Below are 21,256 nucleotides of genomic sequence, written 5' to 3' on the forward strand. Positions count from 1 at the left end.
TCGATGCGCGGAGACGCGCGTCTATTCGGGTTCGACCGCGTACGGCTCGAACGACGCCTTCATTTCGGACGGAACGCGCAGCGTCATGATCGCGCCGCGCTCGTCGTAAGATTCGGCAAGCACCGTACACCTGCTGTGCGCGATCGATGTCAGGTCGCCGCGCGAGAACGGAACCACCACTTCCATCAGCGTTTCGCTCGCGGTGGCCGCGCGGGCGATCGCGTCGATCAGCTCGTCGACGCCCTCCCCCGTCTCGGCCGACACCAGCACGGCCCCTGGGAAACGCGATACCAGCGCAAGGCGCGTCGACGCGTCGACCAGGTCGACCTTATTGAACACGAGAATGCGCGGAATGCCGTGTGCGCCGATCTGCTCGAGCGTGTCCTCCACGGCACGCATCTGCTTGTCGTATTCGTCAGACGACGCATCCACGACGTGGAGCACCAGATCGGCGCCGCGAATCTCATCGAGCGTGCTCTTGAACGCCTCGATGAGCGTCGTGGGAAGCTTCTGGATGAACCCGACCGTGTCGGTCAGCGTCGCCTCTCGACCTTCGGGCAGCACGAGCTTGCGAGTCGTGGAATCGAGCGTGGCGAACAGCTTGTCGTAACTCAGCACCTCGGCGCCCGCGAGCCTGTTGAGCAGGCTCGACTTGCCCGCATTGGTGTAGCCCGCCTCCGCCACCTTGAATATGCCCGAAGCATAGCGGGCCGAGCGCTGCGTCTGGCGCATGCGGGAGACCTGTTCGAGCTCTCGGCGAATCGACGTGATGCGCTTGCGAACCATGCGGCGGTCGACCTCGAGCTGGCTTTCGCCTTCGCCGAAACGCGATCCCACGCCGCCGCCCATGCGGTTGCTGGCAAGATGGGCCCACATGCCGCGCAGGCGCGGAAGCAGGTACTGGTTCTGAGCGAGCCTGACCTGCAGCCGGCCTTCTTTCGTGGTGGCATGCAGCGCGAAGATATCCAGGATGAGCGCCGTGCGATCGATGACCTTTACCTCTTTCGGCATGGCCTTCTCCAGATTGCTCTGCTGCGACGGAGAAAGCTCCTCGTCGAAGATGACCACGTCGGCGGCGAGGCTGCGGCAAAGCCCGGCGATTTCTTCGGCCTTGCCCGAACCGATGAACGTGCGCGGATTGGGCGCATCGAGCTTCTGCGTAGCCGTGGCGACGACGGTCGCGCCTGCCGTATCGGTCAGGCGCGCCAGCTCGGCAAGCGACGATTCGGAGTCATCGAGCGAAGCGTCCTTGTATTCGATGCCCACCAAAATGGCGCGCTCGGCGTCTTCGGTGAAGCTGGTCTGGGACATATCGGCAAACGACATGGCAGCCCCCTTTCGTCATCGGGCCGATGCGCCGCATGCGGCCGCGCCGCCCATCGAAGCGACGATCTCATCCGCCATGCGCGCGACGTCCGCATCGTCGGCGTCGATCCAGCGAACGCGCTCGTCTTTGCGCCACCATGTACGCTGGCGCTTCGCGTACCTGCGCGTTGCCGTCTTGATCTGCTCGATGCCCTCGTCGAGCGTGCACTCTCCCTGCAACGCGGCGACGATTTCTTTGTATCCGATCGCCTCACGGGCGGTCAACGCCTCTTCGAAGCCGTGCGCGGCAAGCGATCGGACCTCGTCGAGCAGCCCTTGCTCGACCATCGAATCGACCCTGCGGTCGATGCGCTCGTTCAACACGGCGGGATCGACGGCCAAGCCGAAGAATACCGCAGGCACAGACTGCGCCATATGCGAGAACCCCTCGTGCTGGCGGGCGTAGGTGGTGTTTTCGAGCTCGATCATCTCGAACGCGCGGATCACGCGGCGCGTGTTGTTGGGATGGATCAGCGCCGCGCTCTCGGGGTCGCGGCGCTCGAGCATGTTCCACAGCTCCTGGGCTCCCTGTTCCTCGAGCACGCGGGAATAATGGTCGCGCACGGGATTGCCCGTCTGCTCGCCGCGCGGGAAACGGTAATCGTCGATCGCGGCGCGCACATACAGGCCCGTGCCGCCCGCCAATACGCTGCGACGCCCCTGGGCGTCGAGCGCGCGGAAGCACGAACGCGCATAATCCTGGAACAGCGCGGCGGAATACGGTTCGCCGGGCTCGCAGATATCCAGGCCGAAATGCTCCACGCGGCGCTGCGCAGGCGCGATCTTGCCCGTGCCGATATCCATGCTGCGATAGATCTGCATCGAATCGGCCGAGACGACGGCGCCGCCGATGCGGGCGGCCACTTCCTGGGCAACATCCGTCTTGCCGGATGCCGTCGGGCCCACCACGCAGACCACGGGCTGCTTCAAATCAACCTCGAATCCGGGCGTTGCCGCCTGCCGCTCTTCCGGACTAAGCACCGACGACCGCCCCCGACAGATACCAGGCGCGAGCCTCGTCGATACGCACCATCACCGTGGTGCCCGCGAGGCTTGCGGCGTCGAGGCCCTCGGGGACGGGCGCATGCACCGTGACGTTGTGCGGGCTGTGGCCTGCAAGCACGCGCTCATCGCGCTTGGACGCGCCTTCGACGAGCACCGGAAGCGTGCGGCCGACGAAGCGGCGATTCTGTTCGAGCGCGTTTTCCTGGACCAAATCGACCAGGGCGTCGAAACGACGCTGGATGACCTCGCGCGGCGTGTCGTCGACCATCGACGCGGCAGGCGTGCCTTCGCGCGGCGAATAGATGAACGTGAACACCTGCGAATAGCCGACGCGCTTGACCAAATCATACGTCGCCTGGAAATCCTCTTCGGTCTCGCCCGGGAAACCGACGATGATATCGGTCGAAAGCGAGACATCGGGATTGGCCTCGCGCACGGCGTCGACCAAGGCCAGGTATCGCTCGGCGGTATAGCGGCGGTTCATTGCCTTGAGGATGCGGTCGCTGCCCGACTGCACGGGCAAATGGAGCGCGGGCATCAGGTTGTCGAGCGCTGCGTACAGACCGATGACCTCGTCGGTCAGATCCTTCGGATGAGACGTCGCAAAGCGCAGGCGCTCTACGCCCGACTCGGAAACGGCGCGCAGCACATCGGCGAAGCGGGGCTCGCTGTACAGGTCGCGGCCGTAGGAATTGACGTTTTGGCCGAGCAGCGTGATTTCCTTCACGCCGTCCGCGACAAGCGAACGGGCCTCGGCGGCGATGTCTTCGATCGAGCGAGAGCGCTCGCGGCCGCGCACGTAGGGAACGATGCAGTACGTGCAGAAGTTATTGCAGCCAACCGTGATGGGAAGCCATGCAGACCAGGCGCGATCGCGCTTCGACGGCAGATCGGTGGAGAATGAATCGGATTTCTCGAGAACCTCGACATGATGACCGCCCTCGGCCATGGCGGCCTCGAGCAAATACGGAAGACGCTCGATATTCTGGGTGCCGAACACCACATCGACATGAGGAAGCTTGCCGGGAAGAGCGTCGCCGTCGCGTTGGCCGATGCAGCCGCCGATGCAGACCATACGCTTGCCCAGCGTGCTTCCTTCTGGCAGCGGGATATTTTTAATCGAAGCGACCTGTCCCATGAGGCGCACGTCCGCGGCCTCGCGGATGCAACACGTCACGAACACGGCGATTTCGGCTTCTTCGACAGCATCGACCCTGATCGCACCATGGGATTCGAGCATGCCGGCAATACGCTCGGAATCGTGCTCGTTCATCTGACAGCCATACGTGTAAAGACAGAACGTCTTCTGGGGCAGGTTGGGCATAAGTGGCTCCTTTTCATAGGGCGAAACGCCCGAGATATTTACGATTGAAGATCGAGCGCTTCGCGGGACGCGGGCGCAAAACCCTGGATACCGCGCGGTTCTACATTGAAGCGAATGGCGGTGCGGTATTCGCCGTCGATCACGATGTCGGCGAACGAAGGGATGCAGACGATTTCGATACCGACAGGAGAAAGGAACCCCCTGGATATAGCGATGGCCTTGACGGCCTGATTGACGGCACCTGCGCCGACGGATTGGATTTCGACGCACGACCCGTCTTTGACCATGCCGGCGATGGCGCCCGCCACGGATGCGGCCGACGATTTCGATGAGACTTTCAGACAGCCTATCCGGGGCTTCTGATCGGTATCTTGAGGCATGTGTTTCCTTTATACGATGTTTGAACTGCGTTGTAAGCCTGGACGGCATGCCTTGCGACCGTTCCAGCCGCAATGGATTATTGTACTACAGCTGCTTGGAAGCAGGAAATGTGACCTGCACCCCATCACGCGAAACCTTCACGACGGGCTCGACGTCAGGCTCCAGATAATACGCCTCGGCCAAATCGCGCCATACATGCTTGAGTCCTGCCGAGAAATCGTCGATATCTTCGGGAGCGATCTTGAGACCCCTCATATCCCGCACTCTGTCGCGCCCAGCGCGCGATCCCGCATCGTCGCGCGACGAGCGGTCGCGCAAGATTCCCAGAAGCGGCATGAGAGGCTCGACCTCTCCCTGCAAAATCCGATATGCGCTTCGCTGAGACACGTCGAGACCGAGCCCGCATGCGCACTGCGACAACGCGACGGCATCGGAGCACAGAGCGATGCGTTTCGCGGGCGCGGCCCGATCGACTGCGGCATGCATCTCGGCCAGGCCTGCGGCCCAACGGCGCCCATAAGCGCGCAGCGTCGCCGCAACCTCGACAGGACTGCCGAAATACACCGTGCACGACGACCGGCACGACAGGGCGAACTCCGCCGTCGCGCGCGCGATGTTGCGCGGGCCCGTTCCAAGCCGCCACCCTTCGCGCGCACTGCCCAGCAACTCGGGAAGCGTGCTCTGATCTTTACGTTCGGGCAGATCGCACATCCGAAACGCAGCACGAATCGCGCTGCCCTCGCCGAGGACGGATGCCGCCACGGATGCCTCGGCCGCATTCTCCTTGATCGAATAAAGGGCCATGCCCCTGCCGTGCACGCCCCAGTCGTCCTCAGAGAAAGCATCGAGCTTCGAGGTGACGCGCGGCTCGAAGATACGCTCGCACATATCCTGCGGCACGCCGTCGCCGTCGTCGACCATCGTCACCGTACGCAAATCAGCGCTGCGGGCCGTTGCCAAGAAGATGTTTCGGGCGTGGGCATCACGCGCGTTGCGCAACATTTCGATGACGGCATCCTCGACGCAACGGATATCCTGCTTCGCCTGACGCCGTTGGGCTTCGGAAACGCGCAAGCGCACGAACCCGTTACCCAAGTCGCTTTCGACGCGCAAAAAAGATCCGTCCGACACCTCGTCGAGAAACATTCCTAGACCGCGATTATCCATAGCAAGCCTCCCCTTCCGTGCCGCATTCGGCCGAGCGCACGCGAAGCGGGCGCATGCAGCCGTAGCGCATGCGCCCGCAGGACATAAAAGACGCGCCCGTATCTCGAACGGGCGCGTCTGCTTCATACGATGCTATTTCGCGTAATCGACCGCGCGGCTTTCGCGGATGACCACGACCTTGACCTGACCGGGGTACTGCATCTCGTCCTCGATCTGCTTGGCGATATCATGCGCCAACACGACGGCTGCGGCCTCGTCGACCTGGTCGGGAACGACCATGACGCGAATCTCGCGGCCGGCCTGCATGGCATAGGTGCGCTCGACGCCCTTATGGGCGTTGGCGATCTCTTCGAACTTCTCGAGACGCTTCACGTAACTTTCGAGGCTTTCCTTGCGAGCGCCGGGGCGCGCTGCGGAAACGGCATCGGCGGCCTGGACCAGCACGTCGAGAACGCTGTTGGGCTCGACATCGGCATGATGGGCCTCGATAGCGTGGACGATTTCGGGCTTCTCGCCGAAACGACGGGCCAAATCGGCGCCGATCACGGCATGAGGGCCTTCGATTTCATGATCGATGGCCTTGCCGAGGTCGTGCAGCAAGCCCGCACGCTTCGCAGGAACCGGGTCGAGTCCGAGCTCGGCGGCCATGACGCCGCAGAGATAGGCGACCTCGAGGGAGTGATTCAGCACGTTCTGGCCGAACGAAGTGCGGAAGCGCAGACGGCCGAGGGTACGGACGAGCTCGGGATGCAGATCGTGGATTCCCACGTCGAAGGTCGCCTGCTCGCCTGCTTCCTGGACCTGCTGGTTGACCTGCTTCTCGGCCTTAGCGTACATCTCCTCGATGCGAGCGGGGTGAATGCGGCCGTCGGCGATGAGGTTTTCCATGGTCACGCGACCGACTTCGCGACGAACGGGATCGAAACACGAGATGGTGACGCATTCGGGCGTGTCGTCGATAAGCAGGTTCACGCCGGTGAGCTGTTCGAAGGAGCGGATGTTGCGACCCTCGCGACCGATGATGCGGCCTTTAAGGTCGTCGGAGGGAATATGGATCGTCTTGACCGTGGTCTCGGCCGAATGGTCGGCAGCGACACGCTGGATGGCCAGGCTCAGAATTTCACGGGACTTCTTATCGGCCTCGAGCTTGGCACGCTGCTCCGCCTCGCGAATGATCGCGGCGCTCTCGTGCGTGACCTCGTCGCGCAGACTGTCAAGCAGTTCCTGCTTGGCCTCGTCGGGGGTCATACCCGCGACACGCTCGAGACGGACGTTGACCTCCTGCATGGCATTTTTCAAATCGCGTTCGCGGCGCTCGACTTGGCCCTGCATGGAGGAAAGCTGATGTTCGCGAGCGTCGAGGCTCTCGACGCGGCGGTCGAGGCTCTCTTCACGCTGGTTGATGCGGTTTTCGGCGTTGCGCACCTCGCGCATGCGCTCCTTATTCTCGGCCTGAGCCTCCTGTTTCATCTTGAAGACTTCGTCTTTCGCCTCGACGACCGCCTCGCGGCGCAGGGTCTCTGCCTGGCGCTTGGCGGAAGCGACGAGCTGCTCGGCCTCTTCGGCGGCCTTCTTGCTCGAAGCGTTGACGAGGTAACGGGAGATAACGAAACCGACAGCGACGCCGAGGATGGCGACGATGACTACGGCGATAAGCCATGGCAATTCGGGCATCGGCTTCCCCTTTCTTACATTCGAATTCAGACAAAATGATGTATAGGTGTACCGGAAATAAAAAAAGCCGGGCATAAACACCTGGCATGAGCGAAGCGCATGGAACGATAAAGGCATGCATATGCGATTGTTTCTATCGAAAAGCATCGAACATTCGATGCGAATACACTCAAGCTTTCCCCATAATACACCGACACTGCAGGAAAACCTTCCGCGTTTCGTCAAAAAACCCCATCGCTCTCCCGCGCGTAACGGCGCGCCGCCGCGAACACCGCATCGCTTGAAAACCCCCGCGAAGCAAGTTTGCGACATGCGGAAGCGTAAATATTCTTCGACCGAGGAGGTTTTTTGCACAGCAGCTCGAACGCGCGGTCTTCTTCCGAAAGCCCGTCGGAAGGAAAATACTCGTCGGGCCATCCGGGGATATCGTAGACGGCGATACCCGCGGAAGCCAATTCGTTTTCGATGCCGGCCCTGCCCTTTCCCTGGGAAAGGCGCGTGCGTACGAGCGTTTCGGCATACCGGGCGTCATCGACGAGACCGCACGCCGTGGCGCGCTCGATCGCGGCATGTGCATCATCGGCGGAAAAGCCGTCGCGCTCGAGGCGTCCGGCAAGCTCATGCGAGCAGCGGTCGCGCGCGGCCGAAAGCCTGACGATTCTCGCGAATGCCTTTTCTTGATCTTCGGAAACTCGCACGACGACGGGTTCGCGCACGAGCTTCGACAGGAATTCATCATCGATAATCGGCATGACGCCTCCGCATTCTTTCTTCCGAGCCTCTCGCAAGCGCACGACCCGCCCCGACCCATCAGGACGAGCCGTGCAGATGCATATCATGCCGCCGCGCCGGCGCGATACCGGGCGAATCCTATTCGGCGGCGCCGTCCTGGCCGGGGCGCACACTGGGAATGCCGAAGAACTCGCGGACCTTCGCTTCAATTTCATCACGTAGGTCGGGATTGGTGCGCAGCATCTCCTTCGCCGCTTCCCTGCCCTGGCCAAGACGCTGCTCGCCGCAGGTATACCAGGCGCCGCTCTTCTTCACGACGCCCGCTTCGACGCCCATGTCGACGATACAGCCCTCGCGCGAGATGCCCGTGCCGTACATAAGGTCGAATTCCGCCTGACGAAACGGAGGAGCGACCTTGTTCTTCACGACCTTCGCACGCACGCGGTTGCCGATAGGCTCATTGCTCTTGTTCTTCAGGGTCTCGATGCGACGGATGTCGATACGCACGCTCGAGAAGAATTTGAGGGCGCGGCCGCCGGTGGTGGTTTCGGGGTTGCCGAACATCACGCCGATCTTCTCGCGCAGCTGATTGATAAAGATGCATGTCGTATTGGATTTCGAAAGCGAACCGGCAAGCTTGCGCAGCGCCTGGGACATGAGGCGCGCCTGCAGGCCGACGCTGCTATCGCCGATTTCTCCTTCTATTTCAGCGCGCGGAACCAATGCAGCCACCGAGTCGATGACAATGGCGTCGATCGCGTTGGAGCGCACCAGCATGTCGCAGATTTCGAGCGCCTGCTCGCCGGTGTCGGGCTGCGAGATCAAGACTTCATCGATATCGACGCCGAGACGGGCCGCATACGTGGGGTCGAGCGCATGCTCGGCGTCGATGAATGCGACCACGCCGCCGAGAGCCTGGGCTTCAGCGATAATCTGGAGCGCGAGGGTGGTTTTACCGCTCGATTCGGGGCCGTAGACCTCGACGATCCTGCCGCGCGGCACGCCGCCGATGCCGAGCGCCGCATCGAGCGGAAGCGCGCCTGTCGGGATGACGCCGACTTCGAGATTGCACCCCTCCTCGCCGAGCTTCATGATCGAACCCTTGCCGAATTTACGCTCGATCTGCTCGGTGGTGAGCTTCAGCGTCTGTTCTTTGTCCTGATTCATCCCTGCTCCTTGATATCGACCTGCAGCCGCGAAACGGCAGCCGCATTATTATTGCGAACAGATGTTCTCATGTCAATCGTCGACGAAGAAATGCTTCGCGATATGACCGCATCACCATGAAACCACGACGGCCTTGCCGCAGGGTATCCGGCTCCCGACCGCAGTCTGGCGCGCATCGCGTCCGAATCAGACCCGCATGACGGCGCTCCGCATCCACGCGCCGGCACCGCGCCGGCGAAAACCGGCACGCATCATGCCCCGCAACGCAAAAAGGCCCCGCCCGCCCCCACGAAACGGTGGGAACGAACGGGGCCGGAAAAACCACGTGCTTTCGAAACGCTACGCGATTTCGTCGAGCAGCGCCTTCAAAGCGGCATCGACGGCCTGGCGGCGCACCGCCGCGCGGTCGCCGTCGAAGTGGTGCAGAGCAGCATGCTCGCCCGAGGCCGACGACACGCCGACCCAAACGGTTCCGACGGGCTTGCCGTCGACCGCGCCGCCGGGGCCCGCGATACCCGTGGTGGACACCGCGACATCGACGCCGAGAGCCGCGCGGGCGCCCTTGGCCATCTGACATGCGGTCTGTTCGCTGACGGCGCCGTGGACGGCCAGCGTGTCGGACAAGACCCCGAGGCAGCCCTGCTTGACGTCGTTGGCGTAGCTCACGACGCCGCCCCAGACGGCATCGGAAGCGCCGGGGACGTCAACCAACGCGGCGGAGACGAGGCCGCCGGTGCAGCTTTCCGCCGTGCCGATGCGCAGCTTGCGGCCTTTCGCCGCATCGATGACGCGCTCGGCGAGCGGGAGCTCTTCCACGGCGGCGTCACCCTTCGGCTTGAAGCCGATCAGATGGCGTGCCTTCGAGATGTAGTCGACCATCGACACCACGGTAAGCACCAGCGCGACGCCCATGACGGCCCAGCTCAACACGTACAAGCCGATATAGAAGCCTGACGTGGGATCGCCGAACGCGGGGCTTTCCTTCACCACGAACAGCACGATGGCGACCATCTGGAACACCGTCTTGAACTTGCCGTACCACGACGCCGCGATGACTTCGCCCTTGCTGGCGGCCACCATGCGCACGCCCGAAACGATGAACTCGCGCGCGACGATGATGAGCACGACCCAGCTGGGAATGGCGCCCAGCTCGATCAGCACGAGCAGCGCCGCCGTGACGAGAATCTTGTCGGCCAACGGGTCCATGAACTTGCCGAAGTCGGTGACCTCGTTGCGCTTGCGCGCCAGATACCCGTCAAGCCAGTCGGTGCCAGAAATGACGACGAAGATGCCCGCCGCGATCCAGGCCTTCCATACGTTCAGCTCTGCGAACCCGATCCACTCGGGCCACGGGCTGATGATCGCCGCCACGAACACGGGAACCAGACAGATGCGGACCATAGTGATGATGTTCGCGGGGGTCATCACGCTTTCGGCCGGCTTCGAAACGTTATCGCCCATCGCACAGCTCGCCTTCCATCTCGTACACGAGCGTGTCGGAGATGCGCACGCGCACGATGTCGCCGACCTCGCCCTCTTCCAGATACACGACGCCGTCGACCTCGGGGGCCTGGCACATCGCGCGGCCGTACAGCTGGCCGTCTTCCTCGCGGCCGAGCACGAGCACGTCCATTTCGCTGCCGATGCGAGCCGACACGCGGCCCTCGCCGATGGCGTCGGCGATGTCGCGGACGCGCTGGGCGCGCTCGATCTTGACCTCTTCTTCGACCTGGCCGTCGAGCGTCGCGGCGCGCGTGCCCTCCTCGGCCGAATACGGGAACACGCCCGCGTAGTCGAACTCGGCATCTTCGAGGAAGGCGCAAAGCTCCTCGAAGTCGTCGTCGGTCTCGCCCGGGAAGCCCGCGATCAGCGTGGTGCGCAACGTGATGCCGGGGACCCACGAACGGATACGTTCCACCAAGGCGCGATGGGATTCGGCATCGCCCGCACGGTTCATGGCACGCAGCACGGGCTTGCTCGCATGCTGCAGCGGAACGTCGAGATACGAGCACACGTTGTCGCGCGCGGCGATCACGTCGAGCAGCTCGTCGCTGACGCCCTGCGGCTCGATGTACATGAGACGGAACCATGTCGTGGGGAATTCGCCGGCCAGCACGTCGAGCAGATGCGCCGTGGTGTCGGGCTCGTCGAAATCCTCGCCCCAGCGGCCGGTGTCCTGCGCGATCAGCGTGATCTCACGCACGCCCGCCGCCACGCGCTCGGCCACGGCGGCGCGCACGTCGTCGAGCGGGAAGCTACGGTAACGGCCGCGGATGTAAGGAATGGCGCAGAAGCTGCAGAAACGGTCGCAGCCGTCGCTGATCTTGACATAGGACGCCGGGCTTTCGGCATACGGCGAGACGAACGATTCGCAACGGGCCCGGGGACGCGCGCCCAGGACGGCGCAGAGCACTTCGACGATGTCGTCCTCGCGGCTGCACGGGACGAACGCCTTAGCCTCCTGCAGCTCGTCTTCGAGGTCGTCGCCATAGCGCGCCGGCATGCAGCCGGCAACGACCAGCTTCGCCGAACCGTTCTCGAAGTTATCAAGTCCGCAGATGTCGAAGATCGTATCGAGGCTTTCCTCGGTGGCCGCCTGGATGAACGAGCAGGTGTTCACCACCACGGCATCGGCCGCGGAGGGGTCTTCGACCACGTCGAATCCCGCGGAAAGAACGCGCTTGGTCATCTCCGCCGAATCGACTTCGTTCTTGGCGCAGCCGAGCGTGACGAAGCAGACCGAAGGGGCCGCCGCGCGCTCGTCGCAATGCGCCGTCGTGACGTCGATGTTGGTCACAGGTGCACCGCCTTGCTATCGATAGTTGACGTACTGCAACGGCTGGCCGTAGTCGTTGCCCTTCAAAAACGCGATGACCTCCTGGAGCGCGTCACGCGAAGCGGAGCTCACGCGCAGCTTGTCGCCCTCGATGGTCACCTTCACCTTGAGCTTCTGGGCCTTGATGTCCTTGTTGATCCTGGAGGCCGTCTCCTTGTCGATTCCCTCGACGATTTCGCCCGTCTGGCGGACGCTCTGACCCGCGGCGGCCACGGGCTCGCCCCACTTCACGGAGTTCAGGTCGATGCCGCGACGGATGAGCTTGCTGGCCAGCACGTCGATGACCTGCTTGGCGACGAAGTCAGCCGGTGCGGAGACGACGATCTTGCGTCCGCCCTTGTCGAGCGTGATTTCAGCGCCCGAGTCCTTGAGGTCGTAGCGCTGGGCGAGCTCGCGCTTCGCCTGGCCGAACGCGTTGTCGACCTCCTGCATGTCGACGGTGGATACGACGTCGAAGCTGGATTCTTTCGCCATGATCGAAAACCTTTCTTCTTGTTGAATGGAAAACAGCAAAACGGGCGAGTCGTGCGGCCCGCCCGTGGGAAAAAGCGCGTTATGCGGCAGAGGAAGCCCCGTCATCGGAAGCGGTATCGGCAGCTCCCGTCGTCGAAGCATCGCCTGAAGCGCCATGCTCCTCGTTCCACTTCGCAAGGACGTCGGCAAAACTCACGTTGACCGTAGCCACGCCCGACGAACCTGCCTTAAGCGGGATTTCGACGCCGTCCTGCGTCAGCGTCACGCCGTCGGGCGGCGTGACGTGGAATTCGAAATCGCCCGTTACGTCGTAGGACTGGCTTTTGGGGCCTGTCACATCGCCGCCGTCGACATACTTGCCGTCGATATACACTTCGAAATACGTCGTAACGCCCTTGGGGATGTCGTAAGCCATGACGGTCTTCGTAGGAGCCGCGGCCTTGGCCGAATCCTCCGTCTTCGCAGGTTCCTCTTCGGACTTGGCGGAATCGCCTTCGGATGCGCCCTCGCTCGAAGAGGAATCGGTCGTCGTCGAACCGGGAAGGCCCGTGACGTTCAAAGGAGTCGGCTCTTGTTCGGCATTTTGAGCACGGCCGATCCCGTTGGCGAACACCGCGATGACCGCCACGAGAATCAGCACGACGACGCCCGCGATGATGAAGGGCAGCTTGTCGCGCCAGCTGGGAGGACGCACGCCGATGTTTTTCGGCGCGGCGTAGAGGTTGGTGTAGTGCTCCCCCGGCATGCTCGAACGGCGGGCGCGATGGGTGCTGCGCGCGTCGTGGCGGCGGCCGTCGTCGACCGGCTCGATGCGGCGCGTCTGATCGCTCGAGCGGCGGGCATTGCGCTGGGAAAGCCCCTGGCCGTAGGCGTTATACGAGCCCACATGCACCGCGCCGATGCGGCTGGTGGGTTCTTTCGGCGGCGCGATGGCCGCGTCGATGTCGTCGAACAGCCGGTCATCGAAGCCGCCCGACGAGCGGCGCGGGCGCTCGGAAGCAGGTTGCTCTCCGGCATCTTGACCGCTTTCGTGGCCATGATCGAGCAAGGCCGAACGGCGCGACGACGGCATGTCGAAGCCCGCAGGCCTGATGTTTTCGCGAGCATGCTCCACCTGGCTGCTGTAGTACGCATTCTGATACATCTTCACCACTTCGGTGGTGTTCAGTCCCAGATAGCGGGCGTAAGCATTGATCATATTGCGAGAGTAGCCGCGCGGCGGCATGGCGTCGATATCGGAATCCTCGATGCGTTCGAGGATATCGGGGCGTATGCGGATGCGTCGGGCGACCGACACGAGGTCTTCGCCGCTCTGTTCTCGCGCATGACGCAAAACGTCGCCGAAATTCATTTCGTCCACGCCGTTCCTCCTTAGAATCCTTCCGAGGCATCCTGGGCTTCGAATGCCTTGAGCGTTTCAAGTTCCATCGCATCGACCAAGACCTCGCGCGGCTTGCTGCCGTTCGGGGGACCGACGATGCCCTTCTCTTCAAGCATGTCCATTATACGGCCGGCGCGCGAGTAGCCCACGCTCAACCGCCGCTGGATGTTCGAAGTCGACCCCATGCCGCTCGCCACCACGATGTCGGCCGCCTCCCACAACAAAGGATCGTCCGACGAGGACGAGCCGCCCGATCCGTCGGGCATCGACGATCCGAGACCTATGACGTTGGTCTGCAGGATCTCCTGATGGTACTCAGGCTCGCCCTGCTCTTTGAGGTGCGCCACCACGGCCTCGATTTCCTCCTCGGAAACGAAGCAGCCCTGCAGACGCTGCGGCTTGGCATATTCGGGCTTGCTGAAAAGCATGTCGCCCAAGCCGATCAGGTTCTCGGCACCCGGCGTATCGAGGATGACGCGGGAGTCGATGCCCGAAGCCACATTGAAGGCGATACGGTTGGTGATGTTCGCCTTGATCAAGCCCGTGACAACGTTGGTGGACGGACGCTGCGTCGCCACGATCATATGGATGCCCGCGGCGCGCGCGAGCTGGGCGATGCGGCTGATCGAAAGCTCTACCTCCTTGCCCACGTTCATCATCAGGTCGGCGAGCTCGTCGATGATGATGACGATGTAGGGCATCTTCTTGGCGGGTTCGGCGTCTTCATCGGCCTCATCGTCGAAGACGCCCTGCTCGACCTTCTTGTTGTATTGGGCGATATTGCGCACGCCGGCCTTCGACATCACCTTGAGCCTGCGCTCCATCTCGGCCACGCCCCATGCCAAAGCGCTCGCCGCCTCTTTGTTCTCGGTGACGACCGGAACGTAGAGATGCGGAATACCGTTGTACGGCGTGAACTCGACGCGCTTGGGGTCGATCATGATGAAGCGCACCTCGTCGGGCGTTGCACGCATCAGGATAGACATGATCATGGCGTTGATCGCAACCGACTTGCCCGAACCCGTGGTACCGCCGATCAGCAGATGGGGCATCTTTGCCAGGTCGGTGACGATCGAATGGCCTTCGACGTCCTTGCCGATGGCCATCTCGAGCGGAGAGCCCTTGGCGTCTTTGATCACATCGCCCAGAAGCACGTTCTGACGCACCTTGTTAGGAACCTCGATGCCCACGTGGTTGGTGCCGGGAATAGGCGCGAAGATGCGCACGCCGGGAGCCGCAAGCGCGAGGGCGATGTCGTCCTGCAGAGCCATGATCCTGCTCACGCGCACGCCGCTAGGCAGATCGACCTTGAACAGCGTCACCGTAGGACCCGCGACCCAGCCCACCACCGTGGCCATGATATTGAAGTCCTCGAGCGTCCCTTGCAGATCGGCCGCCGTAGCCGCAAGCTCGCGCTCGTCGGCTTCCGCCGCATGCTCGCTGTGGCGGATCAGGCTGAACGCGGGAAGCGTGAAACCGCCGCGCGTCTCGCCGTCGCCGCTCGCGATACGCGATGCCGCAGCGGGCTTCTTAAGCGAACGGGTCGGTGCGGGAACGGGCGCATCGGATGCGCTCGCCGTGCGTTCGAGCTTGCGCGGCATGGGCGCAGGCGGCATCGATTTCGGCTCGTCGAGCACAGGCGACGCCTCCTGCGGCGCATACGGCGCGTCGTCTTCTTCAGGATCCTCCCACGGAAGCACGTGCTTGGCGGGCTTCTCCTTGCGCGCCGAAAGCGAGCGCGTCGCCATCGCGGGCGCCTCCTCGCGCACGTCTTCAGATTCAGAATCGACCGCGGCGGACGCCGGGCGGTCGGAACGCAAGAACGCCTGATCCGAAGGCGCCGCCTCGGACGCCACCGGCACCATCCCTCGCTCGTCGAGGGGGTCTTCCACGCCGAGGACCCTCGTGCGCTTCGCTTCTATGGCACGGCCTTCGTCGGCGATGGCGCGGGCCTCGTCGTAAGCGTAGTCAGAAGGCCAATACATATCGACAGACGTCGTGGACGGACCGCCTTGCACGGTGCGCGGCGCGCCCAGAACCTGGGTGGAAAGCGACTGGGATGCACGGCGAGGACGAGACAGGTCGCGCGGAACCCGAGGAATCGGATCGGGGCGGCGCACGATACGCGCAGGGGGCTCGGAAGCTTGCGCGACGCGATACGGCGGCGCTTCCACTACATCGGACTCGTCTTCGGCAGCAGCCGCCTCGCGCCGTTCGCGTCGATGCTCGACGCGCTCTTTGACAGAAGAAATGGCGTCATGCGCGGTATGCAGCGCGCCCGAGACGGAAAATCCGATGACCACCGCGCCGCCCAGGGCCAGGCCCACCATGACGATGGAGCCGACCACGCGACCGAGCAGCTCAAGCAGCGCCCATGCGATGCCCGCCCCGAGATATCCGCCGTGCGAACGCAACGCATCGGCGCCGAACAGGAGCGACGCATCGGCGTCGGCTCCCGGAACGAACAGGGCCAGCAAGGTTTCGAAAGCTACGAACAACATGGCGAAACCGACGCTCATGCGCACGGCGAGCGCATCGGTCTCGCCCCGCACGAGAAAGCAAGCCCCCACTGCGGCCAGCAGGACGGGCAAGACATAGGCCCCCACGCCCAGTGCGGCATGAAGAGCCTCGGCCAAAGCCGACGTGATGAAACCGGACGGCGGCAGGACCGCCGTGACGAATAGGACCACGGCGGCGACGGCGATGGCGACGCCGGCGATATCGCGCTTGGTTCGTTCGTCGAAAATGAGCGGAGCGGCGCTTTCGGGCGCTTCGGCTTCGGCTTCTTTACGGCGTCCTTTGCTTTTCGCGGGCGCGTCTTTCAAAGCGACGCGGCCCTCCTTGGCCGCATCGCTTTTCTTCTTCGATTGTGATTCGGTGGTCTTGGAACCGCGAGCCACGTTTCTGCACTCCTTGCCTTATGCCGCGTTTATTATGCGTTTGAACTGCGTTTTCGCCGCATATGCACCGAGTCTACAGCTCGATGATCGCGCACACCACCATGGGGCGCTGCTTGGTGCGTTCCCACAGCAGCGACAACAGCGCGTCGCGGCAGACCTTTTCGAGGTCTTTGCCCTTGGTGCCCTTGTCGAGCGCGCGGCGCAGCGTGCCCTTCACGGTCTCGCCGGCCTCGCGACGAAGCTGAGCGACGTCGCCGCCGGTGATGCCGCGCATCTCAACGCGCACCGGAGCCGCGATCTGCTTCTTGCGCACATCGACCGCGGCCGCGATGGTCGCGATGCCGTAATTGGAAAGCGCCTGACGCTCGTCGAGAACGTCGCGAGAGGTATCGCCCACCGACAGGCCGTCGACGTAGACGATGCCGCTTTCGACGGGGTCGCCGAAACGCACTCCCGCCTCGGACAGCTCGAGCGTGTCGCCGTTCTCGCACAAGAAGATGTTGCGAGGATCGACGCCCGTGGCTTCGGCAAGGCGCGCATGGGCGCGCAGGTGCGTGGACTCTCCGTGCACCGGCATGAAATGCTTCGGCTGCACGATGGAAAGCACCAGCTTGAGCTCTTCGGCGCCCGCATGGCCCGACACGTGCACCATGGCGCGCTTCTTGTCATAGACCTCGCAGCCGATCTTGGCAAGCGAGTTGACGACGCGCGTGACGGCCTTTTCGTTGCCGGGAACCGGCGTTGCCGAGATGATCACCGTGTCGCCCTCGTCGATCCGGATCGTGCGATGCTCGCCGTTGGCGATGCGCGCGAGGGCGGACAGCGGCTCTCCCTGGCTACCCGTGCACATGATGACGACCTTTTCGGGCGGCGTGCCCTTGAGATCGTAGGCGTCGATCAGGTCGACATCCTGGATCTTCAGATAGCCCAGGCGACGCGCGATATCGGTGTTCTGAACCATGGACCGACCCGTAACGACCACCTTGCGGCCGTTTGCCACCGCTGCGTCGGCGATCTGCTGCAGACGATGGATATGGCTTGCGAAGCTGGCGATGATCACGCGGCCCTTCGCGTTCTCGATGATCTGGCGAAGCGTACGACCCACTTCGGCCTCGGAAGGCGTGAAGTTGGGGTTCTGCGCGTTCGTAGAGTCGGACATCATCAAGTCGACGCCCATCTTGGAGAAACGCGCCAATGCGCCGAAATCGGTATGAACGCCGTCGATGGGGCTCTGGTCGAGTTTGAAGTCGCCCGTATGCAGGACGTTGCCCGCAGCGGACTGCATGAACACGCCCACGGCGCCCGGGATGGAATGGTTCACCGCGAAGAAATCGACGATGAAACCGCCCAGCTTGATTTCGTCGCCCGCCTTGATCTCTGCAAGCTTGGCCTTCACGCGATGCTCGTTGAACTTGCCCTCGATCAGGCCGAGCGTCATTTTTGTTCCGTAAATCGGCACCTTGCGGGACAGGTCTTTCATCAGGTACGGCAGCGAGCCCGTATGATCCTCGTGGCCGTGGGTGATGATGATGCCGCGCAGCTTATGCTCGTTTTCGAGCACATAAGTATAGTCGGGAAGAATCAAATCGATGCCCGGGTGATCGTCGTCGGGAAACATCAGGCCCGCGTCGACGAGCAGCATGTCGTCGCCGCATTCGAACACGGTCATGTTCTTGCCGATGGCGTCGAGGCCGCCCAGCGGGATAATCTTGAGTTTGGCGGCAGGATTCTTCTTCACGCCCGCACGACGACGCGTGCCGTTCGTGGTCTTCGAGGCGTTGCGCGTACGGGGCTTGGAGAAGCTTTCCTTCTCCATCTGGTCTTCCGGCGTGATCTGAGGGCGCTTATGCTCGACCGAGACGGTCTTATGGCGCGTCGTGTTGCGACGACGGCGATTCTGGCTGCGCTGCTCGGATGCCGCGCCTTCAGAATCGGACTTGGCCTGGCCGCCGCGCGACTGGGAGCGGCCCTGTCCCTGGTTCTGACCGCGAGACGCGCGACGCGCCTCAGAGCGATCGGCCGCGTTCTTCTGGGAAATATCGGCGTTCGATTCGCCGTTGATATGTTCGTTGCTCAAAACGGTAATGCTCCTTTGATATCGGACGACATGGTTGCTATACAAACATCGGCGCTCCAAAGGCCGATGCTTCGTTCGTAAGGAGGGCTTTCGTGCCCAGGACGCCCTGTACGGCCTAACGGCCGACGCGCCCGTTTCGTGATAATCAACGGTTTATTGTACCAATTAACCGCGCCTCGCTCCATCGCGTCCGGGCAGCACGTCCAAACGCCACAACTCGCCCGCGCACGACAGACCGTGCGAATGCGCGGTCGAGCAGGCGAACGAAGACCGCCGTTAGTCGAGATACGCGCCCGTCTGGCGGTTCCACAGCCCAGCGTACACGCCGCCCGCCTCGATCAGCTCGTCGTGCGGTCCGTCCTCGACGATACGCCCGTTCTCCAATACCACGATGCGGTCGAGGCCCGCCACCGTGGACAGGCGATGCGCCACGACCACCGCCGTGCGCCCGCGCATCAGCTCGGCGAGGGCGTCTTGCACCATCTTCTCGCTTTCGGAATCGAGCGCGCTCGTCGCCTCGTCCAAGACGAGAATCGGGCAATCGGCCAGGATGGCGCGCGCGATGGCGATGCGCTGGCGCTGGCCGCCCGAAAGCTTCACGCCGCGCTCGCCCGTGACGGTGTCGAAGCCCTGCGGCAGCCGTTCGATGAACTCGAGGGCGTTGGCGCGGCGCGCGGCCTCGCGAATCTGCTCCATCGTGGCATCGGGCCTGCCGTAGGCGATATTTTCGGCCACGCTGCGATGGAACAGCAGCGACTCCTGCGGCACGTAGGCGATCCGGCGGCGCAGCGATTGCTGCGTGGCGCGGGCGATGTTCTGGCCGTCGATTTCGATCCTGCCCTCCTGGATGTCGGACAGGCGCAGCAAGAGCTTGGTGAGCGTGGTCTTGCCCGCCCCGCTCGCCCCCACCAGCCCGACGCGCTGGCCTGCGGGGATATGCAGGTCGAAGCCGTCGAAGACGCGGATCTTGACGCCGCCGTCGTCGTAATCGAAGCCGATGCCCGCAAAATCGATCGAGCCCTCGTTCACTTCGAGGTCGAACGCGTCGGGCGAATCGGCCACCAGGCGCGGCTCGTCGAGCGCAGCCGTCATGCCGGACGCGTCGCCGAAAGCACGGTTGAAGCGCTGCAGGCCGTTGTTGATGAAATTGAACTGGTTGGTCACCGTGTAGGTGTAGGTGAACATCATCACGAGCGTGCCGGGCGTGATGCCGTACCACGCGTTGCCGCCGGCGATGAACACCGACACCGCCGCCATGATCGTCACCGCGATGCAGGCCGTGATGATGCCGCGCGTAAGCGACGCCTGCATGCGTTTGGAATCGCGCGCTACCACGTCTTTGTTCGCGGCATCGAACAGACTGCGCTCGTAGTCTTCGCGCCCATAGGTCTTCACGGCCAGGATGTTGGCCACCGAATCGGACAGCTCGCCCGACAGGTGGTTCTGCGCGCCTGCGGCCTGCTCGTTAAGATGCAGGATGCGTTTGTACATATAGTAGGAAACGCAAGCGTAGAGCGTAAGCAGCGCCATGAGGATCGCCACGTACACCGGCACGCGTGGCGCCAGGATGGCGCAGGTGAAGATGATCGAGCAGGCCACCGGCAGAAACGGGAACGTGATCGTTTCGAGCAGCAGCTGATAGGCGCTCATGAACTTCGCGGTCTGGCTGACCAGCGTGCCGCCGAAGCGGTTGGAGTGAAAGCTCATCGATTGGTTGCACAGCGCGTCGAAGCTCATCGTAGCGAGGTCGTAGGACGCCGCGATCTGCAGCTTGTACATGGCGTAATCCTGCAACTTGCTGGCCGCCTGGCCGAACACGTTGATCGCGATCAGTGCGAAAATAAAAGGACCGAACTCGGAAAACACCCGGTCGGGCGGCACGGGTCCTGCGCTCACCTTGTCGACCACCAGGCTCATCACGTACGGGTTGCCGTATGAAAGCAATGCGACGAAGAGAAACGTCGAAACCATGAGCAGCGAGAACAAGCCGAAATGCTTGCGCGTGACCTGCCAGTAGTAGTGAAGCGTGCGCTTCGTGGTCGATGCCGCCTTCTTCTTTTCGCCATCATCGGTCGCCATGAGTCCCCTTTCGTCGGACTTCCGATTATGCCACAGAGCACATGTCCGCGACGAAACGCCGTACGGACGACGCAGGCGCGGCCCGTATACGACGAAGCGGCGCCGACCACGCGACGCCGCTTCGAGAATTTCTCGCATACGATTCCGAACGAGCGCTACAGCCCCAGCCAGAGCGCGACTTTCGGCGCGTATCCCATGATGAAGATGATTACGATCAGCACGGGAATGCCCCATCTCACCCACAGGCGGCTCCATGCCGGGAATTTCATACCCTCGCCCGCATCGGCCTCGGCGAGGAAATTCTTCCATCCCCAACCGAAGCGCTGCGTGCAGAACAGCACGAAGACCAACGCGCCGAGCGGCAGCATGTTGTTGGACACCACGAAGTCCTCGATCGACTGGATATCGCCGATACCGGGGATGGTGACGCCTGCAAGCGCGTTGAAGCCGAACACGCACGGCAGGCTCAAAACGACCACGAGCACGGCGTTGAGCGCCACCGCGCGCTTGCGGTCGATGCCCCACTTGTCCATGGTGAAGCTGATCAGGTTCTCGAACACGGCGATGACGGTGGACAGCGCCGCGAAGCTCATGAACACGAAGAACAGCGCGCCCCAGACGTTGCCGAGCGGCATCTGGCCGAACACCACAGGCAACGTGACGAACACGAGCGAGGGGCCGGAGTCGGGCGTGA

The 21,256-nt window shown here is 63.1% G+C and carries 15 protein-coding genes and 1 pseudogene; all 16 read right to left on the minus strand.

What is annotated here, in order from left to right:
* Window positions 1-21 precede the first annotated feature (21 nt).
* Window positions 22-1,326, minus strand: coding sequence for a GTPase HflX (gene hflX / locus Q6E04_RS07065; RefSeq protein WP_303250086.1), 1,305 nt, complete (start codon window positions 1,324-1,326; stop codon window positions 22-24).
* A 15-nt stretch (window positions 1,327-1,341) separates the two neighbouring features.
* Window positions 1,342-2,346: a tRNA (adenosine(37)-N6)-dimethylallyltransferase MiaA gene (gene miaA, locus Q6E04_RS07070; RefSeq protein ID WP_303250087.1), complete on the minus strand. Its 1,005-nt coding sequence runs from the start codon at window positions 2,344-2,346 to the stop codon at window positions 1,342-1,344.
* Window positions 2,339-3,694 carry a tRNA (N6-isopentenyl adenosine(37)-C2)-methylthiotransferase MiaB gene (miaB, locus tag Q6E04_RS07075; protein WP_303250088.1) on the minus strand — a complete coding sequence of 452 codons (1,356 nt, stop codon included), beginning with the start codon at window positions 3,692-3,694 and terminating at the stop codon, window positions 2,339-2,341. Before miaB ends, miaA begins: the two co-directional genes overlap by 8 nt.
* A gap of 38 nt (window positions 3,695-3,732) precedes the next feature.
* A complete protein-coding gene (locus Q6E04_RS07080; protein WP_303250099.1) occupies window positions 3,733-4,044 on the minus strand; it encodes a stage V sporulation protein S in 312 nt (103 codons plus the stop codon).
* A gap of 115 nt (window positions 4,045-4,159) precedes the next feature.
* On the minus strand, window positions 4,160-5,242 hold the full coding sequence (locus Q6E04_RS07085; RefSeq protein ID WP_303250089.1) for an ATP-binding protein: 1,083 nt from the start codon (window positions 5,240-5,242) through the stop codon (window positions 4,160-4,162).
* Window positions 5,243-5,374: 132 nt separating this feature from the next.
* Window positions 5,375-6,916, minus strand: coding sequence for a ribonuclease Y (rny, locus tag Q6E04_RS07090; protein WP_303250090.1), 1,542 nt, complete (start codon window positions 6,914-6,916; stop codon window positions 5,375-5,377).
* Between the two features lie 221 nt (window positions 6,917-7,137).
* A complete protein-coding gene (locus tag Q6E04_RS07095; protein WP_303250091.1) occupies window positions 7,138-7,668 on the minus strand; it encodes a regulatory protein RecX in 531 nt (176 codons plus the stop codon).
* 118 nt (window positions 7,669-7,786) lie between these two features.
* Complete coding sequence (gene recA / locus Q6E04_RS07100) at window positions 7,787-8,815, minus strand: recombinase RecA (protein ID WP_303250092.1); 1,029 nt, start codon at window positions 8,813-8,815, stop codon at window positions 7,787-7,789.
* Between the two features lie 339 nt (window positions 8,816-9,154).
* Window positions 9,155-10,276 carry a CDP-diacylglycerol--glycerol-3-phosphate 3-phosphatidyltransferase gene (gene pgsA, locus Q6E04_RS07105; RefSeq protein WP_303250093.1) on the minus strand — a complete coding sequence of 374 codons (1,122 nt, stop codon included), beginning with the start codon at window positions 10,274-10,276 and terminating at the stop codon, window positions 9,155-9,157.
* Window positions 10,266-11,612: a 30S ribosomal protein S12 methylthiotransferase RimO gene (rimO, locus tag Q6E04_RS07110; RefSeq protein WP_303250094.1), complete on the minus strand. Its 1,347-nt coding sequence runs from the start codon at window positions 11,610-11,612 to the stop codon at window positions 10,266-10,268. The genes pgsA and rimO overlap by 11 nt, the downstream gene beginning before the upstream one ends.
* A 15-nt stretch (window positions 11,613-11,627) precedes the next feature.
* Entirely contained in the window at window positions 11,628-12,125 is a 498-nt protein-coding gene (locus tag Q6E04_RS07115; protein ID WP_303250095.1) for a YajQ family cyclic di-GMP-binding protein, read from the minus strand.
* A gap of 79 nt (window positions 12,126-12,204) precedes the next feature.
* Entirely contained in the window at window positions 12,205-13,476 is a 1,272-nt protein-coding gene (locus Q6E04_RS07120; RefSeq protein WP_303250100.1) for a RodZ family helix-turn-helix domain-containing protein, read from the minus strand.
* Window positions 13,477-13,496: 20 nt separating this feature from the next.
* Entirely contained in the window at window positions 13,497-16,406 is a 2,910-nt protein-coding gene (locus Q6E04_RS07125) for a DNA translocase FtsK (protein ID WP_303250096.1), read from the minus strand.
* 73 nt (window positions 16,407-16,479) lie between these two features.
* The gene (locus Q6E04_RS07130; RefSeq protein ID WP_303250097.1) at window positions 16,480-18,483 is read right to left on the minus strand and encodes a ribonuclease J; all 2,004 of its coding nucleotides are present in this window, start codon (window positions 18,481-18,483) and stop codon (window positions 16,480-16,482) included.
* A 276-nt stretch (window positions 18,484-18,759) separates the two neighbouring features.
* Window positions 18,760-20,562, minus strand: coding sequence for an ABC transporter ATP-binding protein (locus Q6E04_RS07135; protein WP_303250098.1), 1,803 nt, complete (start codon window positions 20,560-20,562; stop codon window positions 18,760-18,762).
* Window positions 20,563-20,717: 155 nt separating this feature from the next.
* A pseudogene (locus Q6E04_RS07140) lies at window positions 20,718-21,256 on the minus strand (sodium-dependent transporter); the annotation flags it as partial.

This window comes from uncultured Slackia sp. (assembly GCF_959608125.1).
In the GTDB taxonomy this organism is placed as follows: domain Bacteria; phylum Actinomycetota; class Coriobacteriia; order Coriobacteriales; family Eggerthellaceae; genus Slackia.

What these genes read in the sequence shown, in the direction of transcription:
- Q6E04_RS07115 (WP_303250095.1), bottom strand. Translation starts at nt 12,125, where the DNA reads ATGGCGAAAGAATCCAGCTTCGACGTCGTATCCACCGTCGACATGCAG.
- Q6E04_RS07135 (WP_303250098.1), bottom strand. Translation starts at nt 20,562, where the DNA reads ATGGCGACCGATGATGGCGAAAAGAAGAAGGCGGCATCGACCACGAAG.
- Q6E04_RS07120 (WP_303250100.1), bottom strand. Translation starts at nt 13,476, where the DNA reads ATGAATTTCGGCGACGTTTTGCGTCATGCGCGAGAACAGAGCGGCGAA.
- hflX (WP_303250086.1), bottom strand. Translation starts at nt 1,326, where the DNA reads ATGTCGTTTGCCGATATGTCCCAGACCAGCTTCACCGAAGACGCCGAG.
- rny (WP_303250090.1), bottom strand. Translation starts at nt 6,916, where the DNA reads ATGCCCGAATTGCCATGGCTTATCGCCGTAGTCATCGTCGCCATCCTC.
- pgsA (WP_303250093.1), bottom strand. Translation starts at nt 10,276, where the DNA reads ATGGGCGATAACGTTTCGAAGCCGGCCGAAAGCGTGATGACCCCCGCG.
- Q6E04_RS07095 (WP_303250091.1), bottom strand. Translation starts at nt 7,668, where the DNA reads ATGCCGATTATCGATGATGAATTCCTGTCGAAGCTCGTGCGCGAACCC.
- Q6E04_RS07085 (WP_303250089.1), bottom strand. Translation starts at nt 5,242, where the DNA reads ATGGATAATCGCGGTCTAGGAATGTTTCTCGACGAGGTGTCGGACGGA.
- miaB (WP_303250088.1), bottom strand. Translation starts at nt 3,694, where the DNA reads ATGCCCAACCTGCCCCAGAAGACGTTCTGTCTTTACACGTATGGCTGT.
- recA (WP_303250092.1), bottom strand. Translation starts at nt 8,815, where the DNA reads ATGAATCAGGACAAAGAACAGACGCTGAAGCTCACCACCGAGCAGATC.